The following is an 18,869-nucleotide window of genomic DNA, read 5'->3' on the forward strand; positions in this document are numbered from 1 at the left end:
TCATGGGACAAATACATTTGATTCACCTACACATCAAATAGTTTACGAACCAGACCACGCTACTATGTCTATCATAGACCGCAGGACTGGCCAAACTGTTAATAGTGTTCGTGATGGTGACGGATGGATTGATAGTGGTTCAAATGCTTCTGCGGATATGTTGCACGAGTTTTTGAGACGGCAAGACCGCTTGGAAAAAGAAGCTCGGGAGAAGATGAACTCAGATAGAGGCAGAGAACAACTTAGCAGATAAAGATACTCTCTTAACGAAAAGTAAAATTGTGCAATAGGGAGTAGATATTGCCTATTTCCTTCTCATAACGACCATTTTTTCAGCCTACTTAATAATATATTATGAGCGAATGTTACCCCGTCTTAAAAATCCCCAAAAAAATACTTGATATTGATGTACAAATACCTGATATAAAAATACCTGAACCCACAGTCCCTTTGCGTACCAAAAAACCTGTCAAACCTTTGATGCCTAAACTAATAAAACCTAAAAACTCAAATTTATATTAATTAGTTTGGGTGTGTTTTTTATGTCTTTTTTTATACCTATGCCTTATGGAGCAATTGTGCTAGCATTAGGATTTATATTAGGGGTGTTTTTATTTTTATAATGAGTTCAATTATACAACAAAAAAAACTGAACATGACTCGGCTTTAAGACAATATGAACAGGCATTAAAGCAATGGCAAAATCAGGAATTGGCAACTACTAATAGCCACAGTCAAATTTTAACAAATCAGATTGATTTTATTCAAAGGAATAAGGTCATTGAACACTATAAACATCGGTTCAACCAGCTCGAAGTATTGTCTCCTACTCCGGGAAGCTCTGCACCAAAAGGTCGCACTGAATTTAGTTTTTATGATAAATTAAATCGTTATTTTCCTGGGCAAATATTAATAGATTACAAGATGGTAAAATATGTAGAATATCCATATACTCCAGACTTTATTTTACATTTGCCAGCGTGGAACTTATATGTAGATATTGAAATAGATGAGCCTTATGATGCAAAGAAAAGGAAACCTACTCACTGTATTGATGTTCCGAAAGATACAAATAGAGATGATTTCTTTTTGGATAAAAATTGGGTTGTGATTCGTTTTGCTGAAGAACAAATTGTAGAATCCCCTAAAAGTTGTTGTAAATTTATTGCATCAGTTGTAAGCAAATTAACTGGTCAAACTTTACCTGGAGAATTAAAAGATGTGCCTAGATTAAAAGATGTGCCTAGATGGAATACAAAAAAAGCGAAACGGATGGCTCGGAAAAAATACCGCAATTATTATTAAATATTTCCAACGCTCCACACATTTTATATGCAAGGAGTCCCATCAAACTATAGCGATCGCATTACATCATATCAAGACCTATACGGCATCATGCAAACCATAGTTTATCCTTTTCTGCCCACTCTCAACATCATAATATTTTACTCCCACCATTATTTGGTGCGATTCTATAATAGGCCATCAACTTTTGACGAAAGCTATAACACGCCTACTAGGCCAAAACGTGTCCCCTAAATTTATTTCCTCATTGAACCTGACAATAAATTCAACCAGCTCAATGATTTTCGTGGCCTTTTATTTCATTCAGACTTTTCTGGCTAAAATTTCAGTAAATATAATTAAGCTATTACTAACTAATTTATTTTTTATACAAATTGCTAAAATTAAAGTAATCGTGCTATGATAAAAGATATAAAGCAGTAAAAGAAATACATAGACACAAAAAAGTATTAAAAATCTCTCAAAGCCGAGAAAATTAAAAGGTAATAAAAAGAGGATAAAAACTGTGACAAAATAACTCTTGAGAAGCGTACTTTTAAAGAGCTATTACAGTAATCATGGAAATTCTCTCTCGACCTGACCAGGGCCACCTTAAACTTACTGCCCCTGTCCCTCTTAACCAACATCCTGTGGGGGTCTATTTGGCCTCTTTGAGTCCTGGTTCTGTGGTCACAATGAGACAGTCTCTCAACACTATGGCCTCTCTCTTGACGAGGGGTGAGTGTGATGCTTTTACTCTGGATTGGTCTAAACTCCGCTACCAACACACCGCTGCACTCAAAGTTGTCCTTAGACAAAAATATTCCCCATCCACTGTCAATAAAATGCTTTGTGCTTTGAGGCGGGTATTAAAAGAGGCTGTGCGTTTGGATTTAATCGACCCAAAAGACTATTCAAATGCAATTGATTTATCTAATATGAGAGTTCAAGGAAAACCTAGAGGTCGCGCTCTTACTCGTTCTGAAATTACACGCATCATGGAGGTCTGTCAGTCAGATGCACCAATAGATGTGAGAGATACTGCCATAATTGCTATCCTACGGGGTACGGGTCTGCGTCGAGCTGAAGTGGTTAATTTAGACTTAGAAGATTTTGACCCTACAACCGGAAAGGTGCAGGTTCGTCTGGGGAAGGGAGGTAAAGATAGAATGGTTTATTTGCCAGAGAGTGCGATCGCACTTGTGGAAAATTGGTTAAAGGTAAGAGGAGAGATGCCTGGACCATTATTATGTCCGATTAATAAGGGTGGCAACTTACAGATGCGCAGGATGTGTCCTGATGCTGTGTTGAAGATTTTGAAGAAGCGCGCTCTACAAGCTGGTGTTGAGGAGTTTAGTCCCCATGATTTTCGGAGAACGTTTTGTTCTGACCTCCTTGACGCAAATGTAGATATTGTAACTGTTCAGAAATTAGCAGGTCATGCTTCACCCGTTACTACAGCGAAGTATGATCGGCGGGGTGAAGAGACTAAACGACGGGCGGTACAAAATTTGGAGTTTTAATAATCAACAATATGATCTTAATCAACGCAAAACATTTTATTTTTCTTGGCGGGAAACACATTTTTGAGTCCCAAAATGAGGAGCTGGAACTAATTATTTCTTATAAACATTTTTGGCTATATCTATTTCTTCAATAACATTACTTATATTGTATTATCTGGCATTTGTTAGTTCAAAACAAATAATGACACAACCTTTTTCTAAAATTGAGAAAATTTTTCTTAATATAATATTTCCATACGCCTTTAAGTTACTACCTGCAATTACTATATTGAGTTCGATTATTTGTACCATTATGTACATATTCGATTTTAACATTAAAGGTTAAGCAATAAAACTATATTTACCCTTCCATATCCTTCATTATTACTTATAAATAGTATAGTCGGCGAACACATTTCAGGCCGCTAGCTAAACTTTTTACCCAACACGACCGCAAGAGAATTAATTGTATTTATTTTAAGATTAGTAGAGTGCGGTGTCGGTCAGCCGTTGCACTAAAAAGTTTGCCTGAAATGTTTAGGTATTATTCAGAACATTTCAGCCATTTAAAAAATAATATCTTCGTCTATTTCTTCATTATTATTTTCAGTTTTTCCACACAATTCTCGATAGTTATGAAGCAACCATTTAGGCCATTCTATCTCACCTTTTTTCTCCCCTAAAACCAACCACAAAATACCACCGTTGGCCATGCAAACATCTGGAATGCTTGCTGTATCTTGCTTTCCACAACTGCCGTTTGAAACGGAGGGTGGTTGTGGAGTTGGGTTTGAGGCAACCCAAATATTTCAGCGTTCGCCCTTTAGCTATAAACAAGCTTTCCGATAGCAAATGCTACCGGAAAAACAGATGCAAAAAAAAGACAAGAGCGTACGCTTTAAAACTAACTAGCCTGATGTTGTGAAAAAAACCGCACCGCTTCTCTGATTAACTCATTTTTTGTGCAACCTCTACGCTTTGCTTCTACGACCACCCATTCATCCAAATCTACAGGTAATCTAACACCCAAAGTACCAGCTAAAGGTGTGTGATTAGGACTGGCAAATTTACCCTTATTTCTGGTCTTAGCTACTGTCTCATATCCTATATTTTTAGTCTTTGTGGCCATACCTTCCTCCTGCATTATCTACATTTTTAGTATACCGCTCAACCGTGGTCTTAGTCTATTTTTTGGCCACAAAAATATTTGCTCTAGGTCCTTGACAAAACCGCTCAACCGCGTTTATAATAGTAAGTATAGAAGGTAATAAAAACCATCTAAAAAACAAAGGACACCACCTAGTTACGCCGTGACAAAGCTCTAGGTGATGTCCCACCCCTAAGTAAATAGGAAACTGACCTAAGTAAATAGGAGACTAATATGTTACTGAAATCCCAAACAATTATCAAGCAAGAAGAGTTGGTCTCTATCTTAGAAGCTCAACTCAAGAAAGCAAAATCCAGACTGACTGAGTTAACAAAAGCTGATACCAAGATTAAGTCAGTTGTTGCAGAACTAGAATCATTACTGACTGAGCATCCAGATTACAAACTGCTGGTAAGCGATCGCCTCGCACAACTCCAGCCTACTCCAGAACCGACACTAGCACCAGTAAGAATTGAGATTGAGTCTATTGAATCTGTGGATGAGTTGGAGAAAGCAGCAAAACAGGCAAAAGCAGGCATTTTTCCAGATCCAGAAACCCCCGCCCCTACTCCTTACACTCCTGTTTATGCTCCTGTAGAAATTCCTCTAACTCCACGAACAGAAGAAGATAAAATTTTAAACCCTACCGATATAGGCGTAGAGGAACAAGAAGAAAAAATTGTTACTGATTCCGACAAAAAAATAGAAAATACTCCCGACCCTAGCGAAACTTCATACTCATCATGGGATTCTGAACATGAGCAGGTACAATCCGTAGTATTGCCGATTCAATCCGACGACGAAGAAGAAAAAATTGCTCTGGTTGAAAAAGTATTGTCAGAACTGGATACTTTTGAATTTTCAAAGACCCGAGGCATTCCCAAGATAGCTATGTACATAGAAATTAAAGGCAAATCTTTAGGGATGATTTTTACCGACAAAGGTAATCTGTTAAGCACTATCGAGCTTGAAGAAAACTTGATTAGGACTTACGCATTAGATTTGCCTTTACTCCTAAAGGATGTGAACGAAGGTAAATCTATCACTCTTGATAATTATTGCTTATCTAAAAAATCAGAAGTAGGCAAAGTTCAGCAGCAAAACAAGCCTACAGCTAAGGCTACTGTCGAAACTTTAAAAGCTGCTGATGTTGAGCAAGTAGAAGATGAGTCAATGGTTCAAAAACCTGAACCCACGCTCTCGCAACTGAAGCAACAATTGTTGAGCAAAAAGAACAAATCAGAATTAGAGGAATTTAAAGCATCTATAGGTGCACCTATGGCTCTTGAGATTTGGGAAAGCTGCACCCATGCCGAGCGGAATCTCATAAAGTGCATCAACGTCGTCGCGGATTCCAAGCGAGCTGCCTTACCCTTTGACTTAGTTGGTTGGCACAACGCTCTAGGAAAGCTAGAAATTGCCCGGTATGTAGGTTTTTACTTATATGGCAAGCAAGTAGAGGATTCCAAGCGGGTTATCTACTTAGTAAAGCATGACACATTCAAGATAGTAGATAAGCGATCGCTTAAAGGAGTAGATGCAAAGTCTCAAAAACCTTGCCCGACTGACCTTGTGATTAAGTTAGAAGCTGCATTAGAAGCACAACCAGAACCAGAGCAACCTACAGCCCAGGAAATAGCCAATAATAACTTCACAGGACTAGGTCCCGCCAAAAATGCTCAAAGTGGCTCACCCACTGGAAAACTGGCAGAGGAGCCAGCATCCAAACCAAGCGTAGAAGCAGGCGACATCATTGAAGTACATACCAAAGACAGCATCGCTAACGGTAAAACTGTTGAGGTTAATTTCGTCAAAGAAGATGGGACAGTACACGTTGTCTGGGATGGTAAAAATGTATATATTCCAGCAAGCGGATACACGATATTTTCCAAAGGACTGAACCTAAAAAAAATATAAAGTCATCCGAGGCGTGTAATAATTCCGCCTCCTCCCTAGACGGGGCGGATACCTTGGATGACTACATTCCAGATGATTTTGACTTTAGCTTTTTGTACGATGATGATGATCCAAGCTGGTTAGACAAAATAAAAGTTGAGATTGAACAATTAGAAGGGTTTCGAGTCGAACATAACGAATTGATTCTAAAGGTTTGGCATTATGGGACTGAGGTAGGGGCTTGTCATCATCTCGGTAGCTATCTAAACATCACACCCACACTGATAAACGAACTGGCAAAGTATGATTTAGAGCTAGAAAGGTTTATGTGTGATGAGGATATTTACTACCAGCTCATCAAACCAAAACACATCTTACATCCAAAAATCAGACCAGACCTGCATCTTAGTATCCAGTGGTCAAAAGATTTACACCCCAATTACGGGTACATCAACGGGCATTATTTTGGATACCACCGGAATGATTACCACGGTAAATATATCCAATTAGTATATCGTCACCAGATTTATATGTCCTTCTCTTGTACTACTCCAGACCATATAAAGCCGTATTTTGATAAGATTTGGCAGGAGCTCTTGGATACTGAATATATACGTCATCCCAAGGAAATCAGGATAGGCTCAAAGGTAGCAAATTACTTACCGGATGGTTTTAAAGCCTATAAAACTGATGATGATGGTCAGTGCAAAGTATCTCGAAGTAAGGAAAAGTATTGCTACATAAAGCGTTTGCGTGACAATGAATATTACACCAGCTTTTCTATCAATTGGGCGCTACACCCTTCTGAGAAAACTAGCAGTTTGACTGAAGCAGTGGGAGCAGCTTTAAGGATGATAGCAAAAATGTCAACAAAAACGCCCCTATCCATTAAAAATCAATAGTTAAGGAAATTATATAACAATGACAACAACACTTAATGTATTCGGAACTAAGCCAGAAAATGCAATTCTAGTTGCAGACGACATTCCCAACCTTCGCTGTAACTGTCAAGAGGGTCAGTGGAAGCTCGGAGAAGAGGCTCTAGGTAATAAATTAGAATGTAGCATCCTTAAATTCTCCAAGTGGTTTGGCACTCTTGGCCAAACAAAAGATACACTTTGGGGACAGATATTTATGATTGCAGAGAACTCCGGAACTAGCCCTGATATATTCCGGGAGTGCCTTATGGTTACATATCAAAAAACACGATCGCCCTCGTAGCTTCTTAAATTTAGTAACCAAATTACAATGTCAAGGGGTCGAAGCTGCTGAGGGAGTATTTATCGCCTCTTTCAAAAAACACTCCGGGCAAAAACCCGATGATACCGGAGTTGTTAAGCCTATCAACTATTACTCAATAGAGTGGACCTGGCGAAAACGGACAAAGGAAGACAATTCCATAGAACAGCTTTGTGCAACATTGAACGATTCTGGCAAATTTGTCGATCCTCAAAGTACTGGCAAGATGCAGTGCTTGGATGGCCTGTCTGCCCCTGATCTCCAGCACATTATCAGCGTCCGACAGCAAGATAAATTATTAGCCGGGACTGACTTCTAGTTTTGTTCGGGGGTTTCACAAACCCCTTAAACTTTCCTTGTTTTCTTAATAATTACTAGAAAATAAAATGGTTGAAGCTATTGGCAGAATTAGTAATATTTCCTCATTTCAGGACTGGTGTGAAAGCAAGCACCATCTAATGCGTCGGGGTAGGTATAGACTAGATTTTAAGAGGATATTTTTAACTTTAGGTTGGAGCGTGACCCTGGATAAACCTCCTCTCTATCTACCCGCGCACAAAGATAAGCGAATGAACAGACTGGCAAGTAAATATTGTCCCAACTGGAAAATATCCTTGCTTTGTTATTACGAGAAGGGTGGCGGGATTAAACCACATCGGGACGCAACAGGATACGGGAAAATTGGTTATTCCTTGAGTACCACCGATTTTATGTTCAAGCATGATGGTACACCGCATTCTTGCAAAGCTGGTACTATTTATAGGTTTGAAACCAAAAAGACACATGAAGTACCTCCACTTCCACATCCCAGATCTGTTTTAATTTGGTGGGAGCCGGATTGGCAATATTGGAATAAGTATTGGAATCAGGTGCAGCAACTCGAATTACCTCTTTAAAGGTTTTATGCAAAATGAAAATAACTTTGGAATACAAAATACAAGATTGCTGGATCGGGTTGTTTTGGAAGACAAAAGCATGAAAACTTCACCTATATGTATGCTTGGTTCCTTGCCTCCCAATCCATATTGTACTAAATAGGAACTAAAAAAATGAAAGAGTGGACTAAGAAAACTTACCTTTGCTGCTGGTACAGCAAGAGTAGGGTAAACCTTTATAGATTGTTTGAAATATGGCTTGAAGATGATGGATATGAATGCGATAACTTAAGTATTGAAGATATCACAAGCTTGGATTATGGAGGCTGTTGGTCTGATACGGTTAAAAAACGTAGTCCAGAAGAGTATCTGATTATCTGTGAAGGGTACACAGCATTTCATGGAGATTTAAGAGGAGACGAAGAAGTAGATATGCTTAGTCTTTACTAAGTAGTAGCGATCACATAAATGCAGCAATAGCTCAATGGTGTAATTCCATTGGGTTGCATCTAATAGGTATTTTTATGCAAAATTAATTGACTGTCAATTATCTATTACTAAATATTTATTGGTTATTGAATAAACTTAACGTATAGATGTTTAAAAGTCAACCTAACTATGCGTGGAATTCCAAAATCAATAGGTTTCTTAATTGTGGGTAACTGCCAATTTTCTACTTCCAATTTAGCAGGTTGTAATAATGTCGATCTGAAAATTAGAGGTAATTATTAATTGTTAATTGCTGAAGTGCCAGAACAATTTGGACACTGGTCAAGATAGACAACTCTATGCTAGTTCCACCCGTCCTCTCACAACAGAACGTAACAATCTATCAACACTGCGGCGGTCTTCTTCACTAAGGGACTCATCCAATATAGCAGCCATGAGGCCATAACGGTCTGATTGAGTTAAAGGACATTTGTCGGCTACAGCTACCATAATTTCGTTTATTGCACCGGGGAGTAATTTAACTTGAGGCATGAGACTTACCTTGAACTCTACACTTTTATCATCTCTGTTTTTTTTCGTTGTGGTTGTGAGGAGCAGTTGGAGTAAAGAGTGATTTTTTAGTATTGTGAAGAGTGAGTTATTCAACTATGCAAAAGTGAAGTAGATAAGTAACTTTCGTGACTAATATCACTATTAATTACCTTTTTGAACGAAAATTTGAGGAATTACAATATGATGCTTACAGAAAAACAAAAGATTGATTTAGCAGTTATTCTCACTAAACGTCTGAAAATTTCCGAGGAGGAAATTGCTGAGTTTTGCCAACGCTGGAATATTGTTGAATTGGCTTTATTTGGCTCTGTATTGCGAGATGATTTTAACTCTGATAGTGATGTTGATATTTTGGTAGTTTACGATACTTCAAGTCAGTTAACATTGTCAAAGTTATTAGATATGCAAGAAGAGTTAGAGGTAAAGTTTGGACGTGCAGTTGATGTAGTGGAAAAGGCTATGATTAAAAACCCCTATCGGTTAGCTAATATTTTAAAGACTCACCAAGTAATTTATGCAAAACAATGATAGAGACATCCCTTCAGTTTGGGATATGGTACAGGCAATTCGTCGAATTCAAGAGTTTACTACTGGTTTAACTTACAATGAATATCTACAGAGCGTTTTAATACAAAGTGCAGTAGAGCGTCAATTTGAAATTTTGGGTGAAGCTGCACGTCGGATATCTTTAGAATTTCAACAGTTACACTCTCAAATAAACTGGCGTAGTTTGATTGGTTTAAGAAACATTATCGCTCATCGTTACGACCAGGTGAGACCGGAAATTTTGTGGGGAGTTATCATCTCAGATATTCCCCTTTTATTAGAGCAGTTAGAGGTTTTACTGCCTCCTCTTTCTGATGAATGAAACGGTTTTTCGTAAGCAAGACCACATATCTACCTGGAGCAACAAACTGAACTCTATTGCTCTGTATCCAATATCTTAACATTACTACGCGAAAAATTTTGATGAATAATACCCTAACTAACAATGTCCTTGACAACATCGATCTACGACATTTGGGAGAGCAGCTCCAACAAGCTCGTAATAAACGCAATATGACTCAAGAGTCGGCTGCAAAAGTTATTAATGCTGCAAGGACTACGATGGTTGCTATTGAAAAAGGAGAGCGCCGTCTGAAAGCAACCGAACTAATTAAACTTGCTCGTGCTTACGGAATATCCGTCAGTGATTTTGTCCGCGAACGTCCAGTAGTTCAACCTTTTAAAGTTAAGTTTAGGAAAGCTTATCGGCAAAATGAAGTACGCAAATCTGAGATTGAATCTGTGGTTCAGGAATGGGAGAAGTTTTGTCAAAATTACCTAGAACTTGAAGAGATTATAAATGCACCACTTCCACAAAACTATCCTCGTGAATATGAGGTGAGTGGGATGCCAATAGAGCGTACTGCCGAAGCTATTGCAGTTGAAGAACGTCAGCGACTAGGACTTGGGGACGGACCAATACCTTTACTCAGGGATACCTTGGAGCAGAGTGTTGGACTTCGTATCTTTTACTTGAAAATGCCATCAAAATATTCGGAGGTCTATACTTACGATGAAAAACTTGGTGGGTGTATGGCAATTAATGCTAATCATCCTGAAGAACGAAGACTTTGGTCTCTAGCACATGGATACCTACATTTTCTAGCTCATCGACGTAAGTCTGTAGTTGGCTTAATTGAGGGGCAATACAAAAGGATGCCAGAAAGTGAGCGACTTGCTGAAGCTTTCCCAAAATATTTCTTGATGCCAACGAGTGGTTTACTAAAGCGGTTTAATGATATGTGCCGTGAAAATAAAAATCAAAAGTTTACACCGACTAATTTATTTACTCTAGCTCATTATTACGGTGTGTCTGTGGAAGCTCTCACTTATCGGTTGGAGGAAATGGAACTTTTGCCTTCTGGAACTTGGGAGAGATTGCGCGACCGTGGTTTAAAAGTTAGAAAGGTACAAGAAGAACTTGGTTTTAAAGCAATTCCTCAACGCATTGATATAACACCCGTTCATTATCAACATCTGGCCATTGAAGCTCTCGGCCAAGGTATAATTACTGAAGGTCGCTTTGCTGATTTTCTAAATGTCGATCGCCTAGAAGCACGTCATATTGCTAATATATTGCGAGGACATAATAAAACTTTTGAAAGTAACTTAGTTTAATGTACGTTCTGGATGGTGTTCCCAAAGCTTTTCCTCAAAATCATCCAAATTTTGTCTTGGATACATATAAGCTTCTTCATCAACAACTATGGTTGCTTTTTCTTCTTTTTCATTTAGTATGATCTTGATAGTTTTAGATGAATTGATTGACTTAGTTAGTATGACCCCATAATTAGTATGCTCTTTTACTCTCCAGTCCCCTAAAACTTTTTTAATTCTTCCTATCCATAGTTCGATCAATGTTGGGACTATTGTTTTTCTTTTAGTGTGAGTATATCTTTTCATATAACTTTCTCCCTGTTTTTGATATTCTATAAGTTTTTTTATTGTTTAGAGATGTCCAGCGCCAGTCGTAATCCATTTTCCTTTTTACGAACACTAGGGTTGCCTGCAAAACGATATGCTGAACGACAGAAAACATGGAAAGAATCCCAAGAACCACCGCGCAAAACTCGATATTCCTCATTTCCATCATTTAACCATGCACTACCATCAGATGGTGCATTATAATAATTTCCGTGTTCATAGTCCTCACACCACTCCCGGACATTGCCGTGCATATCGTATATCCCAAAAGCATTGGGAGGAAAACTTCCTACATCTGTTGTTTGTCCTATTTCCCGTCCATAGTTAACTAACTCCGACGTTATAGTTTCTCCAAAGTGAAAGGGAGTAGTCGTCCCGGCGCGACAAGCATATTCCCACTCAGCCTCAGTGGGTAAGCGATATTTTCTACCAGTCCTTTGTGATAAGCGATCGCAGAATTCCTGTGCTTGATACCAATTAACTCGCTCTACTGGTAATTTATCTCCTTTGAAAAAAGATGGACTAGGTTCAAGATGACGTTTAATTTGTGGAAGGTTGGCAACAGTCCTCCACTGCTCCTGAGTAATCGGGTATCTACCGATCAAAAAAGGTTTAATGGTAACTATATGTTGAGGTCGTTCATCTTCTTGAGACATTTCTTCCTCTGTCGGCGCACCCATTTTAAATTTGCCACCCGGAACAGATATCATCTCTAGTATGATACTGTCATCGTCACCTAACATTTGATTATTGATAATTTGATTGAGTTTCATTTTTTGTATGTACTGTTTGAACAACAATTTAAAGCATTTGGGGACGGAAACAAATCCTACCTCAAGAGATACAGAAGTAAGCCGATTAAACGAGCATACAAATGAAAAACTCTTTGAAAGAAATTAGGATATTTACTACCTTTTTTTTCTTGCTCACTTACTCCTATGGGATAGATAGAACCAGCCAACCAACTATGCACAATGGCATGAGCAGATTTTGACAAAACTACACAATCAATATTCCACTTTTCATTGCCTAAATTACTGTAAAAACAGTGATAAATAGCGTAGTTTTTAATTTTATCCAAGGAAATACTTGGCAGCGATCGCCTACTTTTTTCTTGAATATTTTTCCTTTGGCTTTCCACTCTGGAGATTGGATATAAGTATGATAATTTACCTTTGGTTTTCCCTGGATTTCTACTGGCCTATCCAGGAAATAGATTATTATTTTTGCTGTTGTCATTAATAATAATCTGATGATTCTGAATAATATTTTTATTGGTTTATAGAAAATTACTTTTATCATAAACCTTCTTTCCTTTTTCATCGGCCATTACTCTCTTAAACCACTCATCATGTCCCGAAGTATCAGCAGGTAAATTGTCCCATAAAAATTTATAGTAGTGCCACAAATCCCAGTATTCTTCATCGCATGGAAACAGTATCAAATCTTTCCAATTTATCAAATTACAATTTAATTATTTAAATTCCAAAATGACTTTTTTTATCTTAAAACCTCTACTGCATCCGATAACTTTACAGAGAATTGTTTACCACAATCCCCACATTTATACCGCTGTACTTTACCACTTTTTAAGGAGCGCACACCATTTTTAAGGAGGTTTTTTCCTCCACATTTAGGGCAGCTATTATTAGCACTATTTCGGCGGTTATCCTCCATTTCGACCTTTGGCGGTTCGGGAGGATTAAGATGCTCTGTTGATTGTCCTAACTGGATTTCAGACTCATCCTTCTGTGGAGGATTTTGCTGTTCGGCGTAGAATCCGGGAGGAAGCAAAACCTCCACAAACGCCTTCTCTTCACCGGGACAAATCAACCCAAAATACTTCTCACCCCGTTCGATTAAATCTGAAGTTTTAGCTACTATTTCATTTTACTCTGTAGCTGATTTTATCTCCCGATTTATCACACTAGGAACCTTGGCAGAGTCGCCTAAATAATACCTGGTGAAGTTGAAGCTACCACTAACAGTTAAGCCGTTTGTATTAACATTTGATTCTTGAGTCAATAAAATAATTCTTATTTTTAAAGCCCGACCAACTGTAGATAATAATTTAATAGCTTTGCTATGTAATTCTTTATCATACTCTCTCAGCATTAAAGATTCATCTACTACCCAGATTTGAGGTTTTATTTCTGGTAATTCATCTCCATTCTCCGCAGCAATAGTCGCAGCATCTAATCTATTTTGTAGAGAGTTTACCATATCTTTAAGACCATCAAAACTGGTACGAAAATCCTCATTAATGGCATTTAAACCCTTGTATTGTGGTTTAAATTTTTTACCTGCAAACTTCCACTCTGTATAAGGATATTTGGGGTCAATTACAAAGATTTCTGCGTTCCCTCCAAAATGAATATTAGCTAAAGCTGCAATATTATCTACTAAAGTAGATTTTCCCCTACCAGTTGCGCCAAGAATTAAGTCGTGGTGAGATTTAACAAAGGTATCATCTAACCAACAAGTATCACGCTTTTTAGTAGTACCAGAAGTGACAACAATTGGGCTAACATCTCTAGATTTTTCATTCTCTGTTTTGACTAATAAGTATCCTCCTTTTATCTCAGTATTACAAAATTTGCCTGTTGATAATTCCAAGGAATGATTAATTTTTAAAGCTTTAGAAGCTTTGGTAGAATCTACTAGGTAAAACTTAAAAGCTAAAGTATCTCCATAGCGATTAAATTCAGCAAAGGAAACGTTAATTTCGTTCTCTAAATAAGTATTCTGAATTATTTGAGAGAGATAAGCTTCGTAACTTGCACCATGAGCAATTCTTAGCTTACTACTATTCTTTAAATTAGTATTCTCAGATTGTAGAGAGTTTAGTGCATCTTGATATTTTAAAAGCTGATGCTTGTAAAGCTCATTAGTCCTTACTAACTCATCAAACTTTTCTTTTTCTGCCAATAAAGCTTTTTCTACTTCCAAGGCTGATTTCTCTTGATTTATTTTCAGTTGTTCTTTGTACAAGTTCAACTGTTTCTTTATATCGTCTAACCTTCTTTCTTCAGCAATTATATTATTTTCTCTACTATAAAACTGCTCTAGTTTATGCTGAGATAAGTCTAACTGATTCCTAAGTTCATCTGATACAGCGAGCGCCTGATTTAATTCAGTGGTAAACTCATCATTTAATTGTTGTTTGATAACTACTATTTCAGCTTCATACCTATTAGCAATTTCTATCGAAGCTTCTTTTACACGAACATCACAGGTTTTTAACTTACGAGTTAACTTATCTAGATCTTGAGCCAACTCAGATATTTTAATATCCTTTTTTTGCGTAACTTCAACAATTTTATTTTGTAGAGAGTTTATTAATTCTTCATTTTGCTGCTGTAAAGTTGCTAATTCTAAATCAGCATCCTTTGAAATTTTATCGATTTTTTCTTGAGAGGAATTAATAGTATTTGCCAGAGTCGAGGTACTGACTATAATTCCCAGAAAAGAGCTACCTAACAATACTAATTTAATCTTTTTCTCCAGGTACACATTCATTGATGAAAAAACGAATATTCCTGTAGAAACAATAATCCCTGCCACTGCAATTTTGAACTTCATAATAGAAAAAATAGGGAGCAACCCCTATAAAACTAAAGAACGAAAGATTCCACTAAAGGTTAAAGTAGCAGTCAGCAGTCAGCAATCAGCAATCAGCTTTTCACTTTGTATAATGGGGGATTCAAACCCCCATTAACACACACCACTAATTTTTTCTAAATATAGTGGGGGACTTATACCCTTGGATTTTTAGCTGAGAGCTGATAGCTGAAAGCTGATAGCTAGTTAAAAACAAGCTTGATAGTCAATGCACAAGCAGCAAAAAACAGCAAAAAAACCAAGAAATTAACGATAATAACCAGCGGAATGAAGTTAAACTTCATATTTTTAATCTCCTAAGTTAAACCCGCTGAATCTTCAATAAATATTCCATCCAACACTTCAAAATCAGCAGCATAGCGAGATTTAAGACCTACCTGTAGCTGAGTAAGATTTAATTTTGACTCCTCTATTTGCAAATGCCGAGTGTTACCCTGGATTGTCATCATCTCTCTTTCTTGCACAGAAGACGCTTGCTCAAACATCAATCTGTCCTGAAGCTGAGAATGCTTTTCCTGAGACAAAGAAAGGCGAGTCTGCTCTTGCTCATAATTTACATCTGCTATTAACTGTTTAACATCAGCAATATCAGTGTTAGTGCTTTCAATGTTGTAGTTAATTTGCCTTTGCTTAACTTTCTCACCAGAAGCAGCTACATCCCAAGATTTAGCCAGCAGGTTATTATCCATAATCTGCAAATCAAGAGAGCGCATTTGACCTTCTTTGTGCTGCTTCTGAAGATCGTAATCATGCTGTGTGATTGACTCAACGCCCTCAAAACTAACAGTAGAAAGCCTCTGACGAGTAGAGGAAAACTTGGGTTTCACAGAGGAACCTAAAGTATAGGTCATTTTTTTTTGTACTCCTTGTAAAATTTTTCAACTAATTTCAATTGCTGCGTGCGCTTATTTAAACATTCTGAATGCTGTTGTTGTAATTTCTGAAATTCAGAAAAATAAGCGGTTTCCGAATATTCATAGTAAGCTATCGCACCAACAAAACCCACAAAAATAGACACGCATATCTTTGTAACTTCTGCAATCATTATGAAGTGTGACCTAGCTGCTCTAGTATTTGTGCCATCCCATCATTGAAATTACCCACCAGCGCTGCTCCACAACGCGCCGACATTTCTGTCCCTACTTGCCCATAAAAAGACTCTAGAGAACTGGTAAGTTGGTCGAGCGCATTCCCGACATTGCTTGCTTCGTTTTTAATTCTGAATATTTGAGCCATATTAGCTGTGGCTCTAGAAGAATCGTATTTAGGTGCGGGAACAATATTAGCTACTGGCTCAGATTGAGAATAGGAAGCCCATACTTGCTGCTTGAAATCCTCATACTGCATTTTGCCTGGATTTTTAGTACCATCTGGGAGCTTGAGAGCGATCGCCTCTTGTAGTTCTTGCATTTTCTCCAAGGCCAGAGGGGTATACCTTTCACCTACCTTGAATCCTTCTGTTAACCAATACCAACATTCGCAAATCCGGGGATAGTAGCCAGTGCCAGCACGGTAGATAGTTTTGGTAGAAATACTTAGTTCCTGAGCTAATTGTTCAAGAGTGTAACGAACTGTTTCAGTAGCAGGAATGTCTGTCTGTCCTTCTACTTCGTCGTCTATATGGAAGTCTATTACATTGTCTCCATAATTTTCTTCATTTCCCTGTAATCCATAGCTAATAGGGATTTTAGATGTGTACATCAGTTTGTCTCTCCTTGTCTATTTGATGTCTATAATTGAAATATAGACACTAAAAAACGGAAGTACAAGGAACCTAAGCAACTGTTTGGGAACGTAGGCAATTAATACGCAATCAGACTTCAAAAAGGGGTCTCCCGTTTATAATCAGGCGATTTTACGGGAGAAAACTTTACATTCGTAGAGATGAGTTTTCCCATTTTGCGGTCGGGAAAAGGATGTCAAGCTACTTGGGGATTAGAAATTTTCTCAGGTTTGTAAAACTTAGGGACATCTAAAGTTGGCTCTCCAAGTATTTCCATAAATCCCCATTGCTCTCTACCTGGTAAAAATTTAGCTTTAATTTCTACAAAGTAGCGTGAGCCTTGTTGATCTTTCTCCAACTTAGGATTAAATCTGAACGGTTTTACAGGAGCATCCCTCCACAATACAGGGACATGATTGGCTCTGGTAATTTGTTTATTTAATTTCTCGTTATCAAATTTTTTCTTTAATCGTGAGACGCGATCACCTTTTCCTTTTCTATTCCTATGAATAGAAATTACAGGACATTTACAGACCGCTATAAATTGCCACAAACCTGATAGTTTAAACTCGTTAACTTTTAAATCTAAATGAGGATTATCATTGGCTGCAATTATTGTAAAAGCTAGTTTGGGGGGAGTATTTTTGTTAGGGAAATGTGTGAGATGAGGATAAACAGTCAAATACCTATCTTTGTCAGGATTGTAGTCTAGCCTGAGAAACTCTTTTACCTTTGGGCTATTATAAATTAATTCATAAGTTTTACCTTCTGAAATTAGATTGTAGTAAGCATCATTATCCTCATATCGCCTGACTATTCTGCCATATAAAGTTCCTATACCTTGGAAAGCATAATCTTGTTTTGGTGGTAGACTTTCTTCTTCTTTATTTTCTAATTTTTCTTCTTCTTTAACTTCTGAAGTAGCTACTTTTTGAGATTCAGATTTAGGCTTTGATTCTGTCTGTTTTTTAGTTTCAGTTTTTGACTGCTGAATTGATTGAAATGTTGTGTCTTTATCTGAAGGTTTATCTACTTTAAAATCCTCAGCTTTAGTCGGATTTAATTTAGATTTTTCTGACTCTAATTGCTTAGTTAAATTATCAATAATATCTTGGAAAGTTTTCTTTTGTACTTCATTTTGTGCAGCATTAAGGAGCTGCTGCATTTTTTCTAAATTTTTTTCTAGGTCTGGAATAGACACCATACTCAAGCTCTCCTTTTTTGATTTTTCCTCGCATTATCAAACTCGAACAAAAGCTAGGATAAACTACCGCTAATTGATTTCCATCAAAAGGCAAAAAAGTATTTTCGATATTTCTGAAATATATCTAAAGTAATTTGCTGCTCTTTAATACAATCATCAAATAATTTATGGCCAGCTTTGACTCCACCTTGATTAGTTCTTAGATTTTTTTGTTATACTTTTTATATAGTATAATTATAACAATTCCTATTAAAAATATCAGGTTTTGTGGAGAGCGTTCGCAATACATTTAGGAGGAATTTTGTATGGGTGAAGCAAAACGTAGAAAACAGTTAGATCCTAATTTTGGTATAATACCGAAACAAAGAAATACAGGGTATGAGCAAATTACTGATAGTGTGTTTATGTCGAAGGATATAGACAACAATAAAGATTTTGTGACCGCTCTTGTTATGGGAGGCAGCATTGAATATATACAGACACAATTAGAAGTAATTATTAACAATAATAATCAAGCAAAACAATGGATGTTAGGATGTGATCAACCAGTTTTTGATAATTTAGTTGCTGCTGCTAAAAATATATGTCAGGAGAAAGATTTTAAGTATACTGCAAATAAAGATACACCTGAAGATTTAGCAGGTGTAGTCATATTTTCCCCCGCTGGTATACCTAAAGATGCTATTTGCAAAGGTGGCTATGAGATTAAAATTTAGCAATATTACTCTGGGAGTTTTCTGATTTTCAAGATATTTTTCAAAATCGACAAATTTTCAGCAATTAACAATGAATAATTAATAATTAATAATTACCCCTTATTAAAAGAAGGGGATTGAATAAAAGGAAAATTTTTGATTTATCCCCTTAAAAGGGGAGGCTTTGAACCTGAATTGTTGAATTAATA

25 protein-coding genes are annotated in these 18,869 nt (G+C 37.2%); 13 read left to right on the top strand and 12 right to left on the bottom strand.

The window, feature by feature from the left end:
• The 3 genes from SAGCYANO_RS01440 to SAGCYANO_RS01450 all read left to right on the top strand — a co-directional run.
• The coding region (locus SAGCYANO_RS01440) for a hypothetical protein (RefSeq protein WP_202218462.1) at positions 1 to 253 on the top strand (253 nt) is incomplete at its 5' end.
• Positions 254 to 711: 458 nt separating this feature from the next.
• A complete protein-coding gene (locus SAGCYANO_RS01445) occupies positions 712 to 1,305 on the top strand; it encodes a hypothetical protein (protein WP_202218463.1) in 594 nt (197 codons plus the stop codon).
• A 641-nt stretch (positions 1,306 to 1,946) separates the two neighbouring features.
• Positions 1,947 to 2,807: a tyrosine-type recombinase/integrase gene (locus SAGCYANO_RS01450; RefSeq protein WP_307785795.1), complete on the top strand. Its 861-nt coding sequence runs from the start codon at positions 1,947 to 1,949 to the stop codon at positions 2,805 to 2,807.
• A 548-nt stretch (positions 2,808 to 3,355) separates the two neighbouring features.
• Here the strand turns inward: SAGCYANO_RS01450 and SAGCYANO_RS01455 are convergent.
• Complete coding sequence (locus tag SAGCYANO_RS01455; RefSeq protein ID WP_202218465.1) at positions 3,356 to 3,502, bottom strand: hypothetical protein; 147 nt, start codon at positions 3,500 to 3,502, stop codon at positions 3,356 to 3,358.
• On the opposite strand from SAGCYANO_RS01455, the gene SAGCYANO_RS01460 reads away from it, so the two are divergent.
• Complete coding sequence (locus SAGCYANO_RS01460) at positions 3,501 to 3,638, top strand: hypothetical protein (protein WP_237395522.1); 138 nt, start codon at positions 3,501 to 3,503, stop codon at positions 3,636 to 3,638. The two genes, SAGCYANO_RS01455 and SAGCYANO_RS01460, sit on opposite strands and share 2 nt — an antisense overlap.
• A 55-nt stretch (positions 3,639 to 3,693) precedes the next feature.
• Here the strand turns inward: SAGCYANO_RS01460 and SAGCYANO_RS01465 are convergent, their stop codons facing one another.
• On the bottom strand, positions 3,694 to 3,918 hold the full coding sequence (locus SAGCYANO_RS01465) for a CopG family transcriptional regulator (RefSeq protein WP_202218467.1): 225 nt from the start codon (positions 3,916 to 3,918) through the stop codon (positions 3,694 to 3,696).
• A gap of 252 nt (positions 3,919 to 4,170) precedes the next feature.
• Between SAGCYANO_RS01465 and SAGCYANO_RS01470 the strand changes: the two genes are divergently transcribed.
• From SAGCYANO_RS01470 to SAGCYANO_RS01495, 5 genes are all read left to right on the top strand, one after another.
• Positions 4,171 to 5,853, top strand: a complete 1,683-nt coding sequence (locus SAGCYANO_RS01470) for a hypothetical protein (protein WP_202218468.1) — start codon at positions 4,171 to 4,173, stop codon at positions 5,851 to 5,853.
• 53 nt (positions 5,854 to 5,906) lie between these two features.
• Positions 5,907 to 6,734: a hypothetical protein gene (locus SAGCYANO_RS01475; RefSeq protein ID WP_202218469.1), complete on the top strand. Its 828-nt coding sequence runs from the start codon at positions 5,907 to 5,909 to the stop codon at positions 6,732 to 6,734.
• A 236-nt stretch (positions 6,735 to 6,970) separates the two neighbouring features.
• Positions 6,971 to 7,390 carry a hypothetical protein gene (locus tag SAGCYANO_RS01485; protein ID WP_202218471.1) on the top strand — a complete coding sequence of 140 codons (420 nt, stop codon included), beginning with the start codon at positions 6,971 to 6,973 and terminating at the stop codon, positions 7,388 to 7,390.
• Positions 7,391 to 7,457: 67 nt separating this feature from the next.
• Positions 7,458 to 7,967 (top strand): hypothetical protein, encoded by a 510-nt coding sequence (locus SAGCYANO_RS01490; protein ID WP_202218472.1) that lies wholly within the window; start codon positions 7,458 to 7,460, stop codon positions 7,965 to 7,967.
• A gap of 153 nt (positions 7,968 to 8,120) precedes the next feature.
• Complete coding sequence (locus SAGCYANO_RS01495; RefSeq protein WP_202218473.1) at positions 8,121 to 8,396, top strand: hypothetical protein; 276 nt, start codon at positions 8,121 to 8,123, stop codon at positions 8,394 to 8,396.
• Positions 8,397 to 8,732: 336 nt separating this feature from the next.
• On the opposite strand, the gene SAGCYANO_RS01500 is transcribed toward SAGCYANO_RS01495, so the two are convergent.
• Entirely contained in the window at positions 8,733 to 8,927 is a 195-nt protein-coding gene (locus SAGCYANO_RS01500) for a hypothetical protein (protein ID WP_202218474.1), read from the bottom strand.
• Between the two features lie 201 nt (positions 8,928 to 9,128).
• Here SAGCYANO_RS01500 and SAGCYANO_RS01505 point away from each other — a divergent pair, with 201 nt between their 5' ends.
• From SAGCYANO_RS01505 to SAGCYANO_RS01515, 3 genes are all read left to right on the top strand, one after another.
• Positions 9,129 to 9,476 (top strand): nucleotidyltransferase family protein, encoded by a 348-nt coding sequence (locus SAGCYANO_RS01505; RefSeq protein WP_237395524.1) that lies wholly within the window; start codon positions 9,129 to 9,131, stop codon positions 9,474 to 9,476.
• Entirely contained in the window at positions 9,463 to 9,816 is a 354-nt protein-coding gene (locus SAGCYANO_RS01510; RefSeq protein WP_202218475.1) for a DUF86 domain-containing protein, read from the top strand. Before SAGCYANO_RS01505 ends, SAGCYANO_RS01510 begins: the two co-directional genes overlap by 14 nt.
• A 101-nt stretch (positions 9,817 to 9,917) precedes the next feature.
• Positions 9,918 to 11,111 carry an XRE family transcriptional regulator gene (locus tag SAGCYANO_RS01515; RefSeq protein ID WP_202218476.1) on the top strand — a complete coding sequence of 398 codons (1,194 nt, stop codon included), beginning with the start codon at positions 9,918 to 9,920 and terminating at the stop codon, positions 11,109 to 11,111.
• Here the strand turns inward: SAGCYANO_RS01515 and SAGCYANO_RS01520 are convergent.
• From SAGCYANO_RS01520 to SAGCYANO_RS01560, 9 genes are all read right to left on the bottom strand, one after another.
• Positions 11,103 to 11,396: a hypothetical protein gene (locus tag SAGCYANO_RS01520; RefSeq protein WP_202218477.1), complete on the bottom strand. Its 294-nt coding sequence runs from the start codon at positions 11,394 to 11,396 to the stop codon at positions 11,103 to 11,105. The genes SAGCYANO_RS01515 and SAGCYANO_RS01520 overlap by 9 nt on opposite strands.
• Positions 11,397 to 11,434: 38 nt before the next feature.
• The gene (locus SAGCYANO_RS01525; RefSeq protein WP_202218478.1) at positions 11,435 to 12,190 is read right to left on the bottom strand and encodes a formylglycine-generating enzyme family protein; all 756 of its coding nucleotides are present in this window, start codon (positions 12,188 to 12,190) and stop codon (positions 11,435 to 11,437) included.
• 56 nt (positions 12,191 to 12,246) lie between these two features.
• Positions 12,247 to 12,558 (bottom strand): hypothetical protein, encoded by a 312-nt coding sequence (locus SAGCYANO_RS01530; RefSeq protein WP_202218479.1) that lies wholly within the window; start codon positions 12,556 to 12,558, stop codon positions 12,247 to 12,249.
• A gap of 138 nt (positions 12,559 to 12,696) precedes the next feature.
• Positions 12,697 to 12,861 carry a hypothetical protein gene (locus SAGCYANO_RS01535; protein WP_202218480.1) on the bottom strand — a complete coding sequence of 55 codons (165 nt, stop codon included), beginning with the start codon at positions 12,859 to 12,861 and terminating at the stop codon, positions 12,697 to 12,699.
• Between the two features lie 56 nt (positions 12,862 to 12,917).
• Positions 12,918 to 13,250 carry an IS1 family transposase gene (locus SAGCYANO_RS01540; RefSeq protein WP_202218481.1) on the bottom strand — a complete coding sequence of 111 codons (333 nt, stop codon included), beginning with the start codon at positions 13,248 to 13,250 and terminating at the stop codon, positions 12,918 to 12,920.
• A 57-nt stretch (positions 13,251 to 13,307) separates the two neighbouring features.
• Complete coding sequence (locus SAGCYANO_RS01545; protein WP_202218482.1) at positions 13,308 to 14,999, bottom strand: hypothetical protein; 1,692 nt, start codon at positions 14,997 to 14,999, stop codon at positions 13,308 to 13,310.
• A 335-nt stretch (positions 15,000 to 15,334) separates the two neighbouring features.
• A complete protein-coding gene (locus tag SAGCYANO_RS01550; RefSeq protein WP_202218483.1) occupies positions 15,335 to 15,889 on the bottom strand; it encodes a hypothetical protein in 555 nt (184 codons plus the stop codon).
• Positions 15,890 to 16,082: 193 nt separating this feature from the next.
• Positions 16,083 to 16,739: a hypothetical protein gene (locus SAGCYANO_RS01555; RefSeq protein ID WP_202218484.1), complete on the bottom strand. Its 657-nt coding sequence runs from the start codon at positions 16,737 to 16,739 to the stop codon at positions 16,083 to 16,085.
• A 218-nt stretch (positions 16,740 to 16,957) separates the two neighbouring features.
• Positions 16,958 to 17,965 carry a hypothetical protein gene (locus SAGCYANO_RS01560; RefSeq protein WP_202218485.1) on the bottom strand — a complete coding sequence of 336 codons (1,008 nt, stop codon included), beginning with the start codon at positions 17,963 to 17,965 and terminating at the stop codon, positions 16,958 to 16,960.
• Between the two features lie 305 nt (positions 17,966 to 18,270).
• On the opposite strand from SAGCYANO_RS01560, the gene SAGCYANO_RS01565 reads away from it, so the two are divergent.
• A complete protein-coding gene (locus SAGCYANO_RS01565) occupies positions 18,271 to 18,681 on the top strand; it encodes a hypothetical protein (RefSeq protein WP_202218486.1) in 411 nt (136 codons plus the stop codon).
• Positions 18,682 to 18,869 lie beyond the last annotated feature (188 nt).

It is taken from the genome of Okeania sp. KiyG1 (genome assembly GCF_014132355.1).
GTDB lineage: Bacteria > Cyanobacteriota > Cyanobacteriia > Cyanobacteriales > Microcoleaceae > Okeania.

Excerpts from the sequence above, each read along its gene's own strand:
- SAGCYANO_RS01460 (WP_237395522.1), top strand. The coding sequence starts at position 3,501 with ATGCAAACATCTGGAATGCTTGCTGTATCTTGCTTTCCACAACTGCCG.
- SAGCYANO_RS01455 (WP_202218465.1), bottom strand. The coding sequence starts at position 3,502 with ATGGCCAACGGTGGTATTTTGTGGTTGGTTTTAGGGGAGAAAAAAGGT.
- SAGCYANO_RS01465 (WP_202218467.1), bottom strand. The coding sequence starts at position 3,918 with ATGGCCACAAAGACTAAAAATATAGGATATGAGACAGTAGCTAAGACC.
- SAGCYANO_RS01470 (WP_202218468.1), top strand. The coding sequence starts at position 4,171 with ATGTTACTGAAATCCCAAACAATTATCAAGCAAGAAGAGTTGGTCTCT.
- SAGCYANO_RS01490 (WP_202218472.1), top strand. The coding sequence starts at position 7,458 with ATGGTTGAAGCTATTGGCAGAATTAGTAATATTTCCTCATTTCAGGAC.
- SAGCYANO_RS01495 (WP_202218473.1), top strand. The coding sequence starts at position 8,121 with ATGAAAGAGTGGACTAAGAAAACTTACCTTTGCTGCTGGTACAGCAAG.
- SAGCYANO_RS01500 (WP_202218474.1), bottom strand. The coding sequence starts at position 8,927 with ATGCCTCAAGTTAAATTACTCCCCGGTGCAATAAACGAAATTATGGTA.
- SAGCYANO_RS01505 (WP_237395524.1), top strand. The coding sequence starts at position 9,129 with ATGATGCTTACAGAAAAACAAAAGATTGATTTAGCAGTTATTCTCACT.
- SAGCYANO_RS01510 (WP_202218475.1), top strand. The coding sequence starts at position 9,463 with ATGCAAAACAATGATAGAGACATCCCTTCAGTTTGGGATATGGTACAG.
- SAGCYANO_RS01515 (WP_202218476.1), top strand. The coding sequence starts at position 9,918 with ATGAATAATACCCTAACTAACAATGTCCTTGACAACATCGATCTACGA.
- SAGCYANO_RS01520 (WP_202218477.1), bottom strand. The coding sequence starts at position 11,396 with ATGAAAAGATATACTCACACTAAAAGAAAAACAATAGTCCCAACATTG.
- SAGCYANO_RS01525 (WP_202218478.1), bottom strand. The coding sequence starts at position 12,190 with ATGAAACTCAATCAAATTATCAATAATCAAATGTTAGGTGACGATGAC.
- SAGCYANO_RS01545 (WP_202218482.1), bottom strand. The coding sequence starts at position 14,999 with ATGAAGTTCAAAATTGCAGTGGCAGGGATTATTGTTTCTACAGGAATA.
- SAGCYANO_RS01550 (WP_202218483.1), bottom strand. The coding sequence starts at position 15,889 with ATGACCTATACTTTAGGTTCCTCTGTGAAACCCAAGTTTTCCTCTACT.
- SAGCYANO_RS01555 (WP_202218484.1), bottom strand. The coding sequence starts at position 16,739 with ATGTACACATCTAAAATCCCTATTAGCTATGGATTACAGGGAAATGAA.
- SAGCYANO_RS01560 (WP_202218485.1), bottom strand. The coding sequence starts at position 17,965 with ATGGTGTCTATTCCAGACCTAGAAAAAAATTTAGAAAAAATGCAGCAG.
- SAGCYANO_RS01565 (WP_202218486.1), top strand. The coding sequence starts at position 18,271 with ATGGGTGAAGCAAAACGTAGAAAACAGTTAGATCCTAATTTTGGTATA.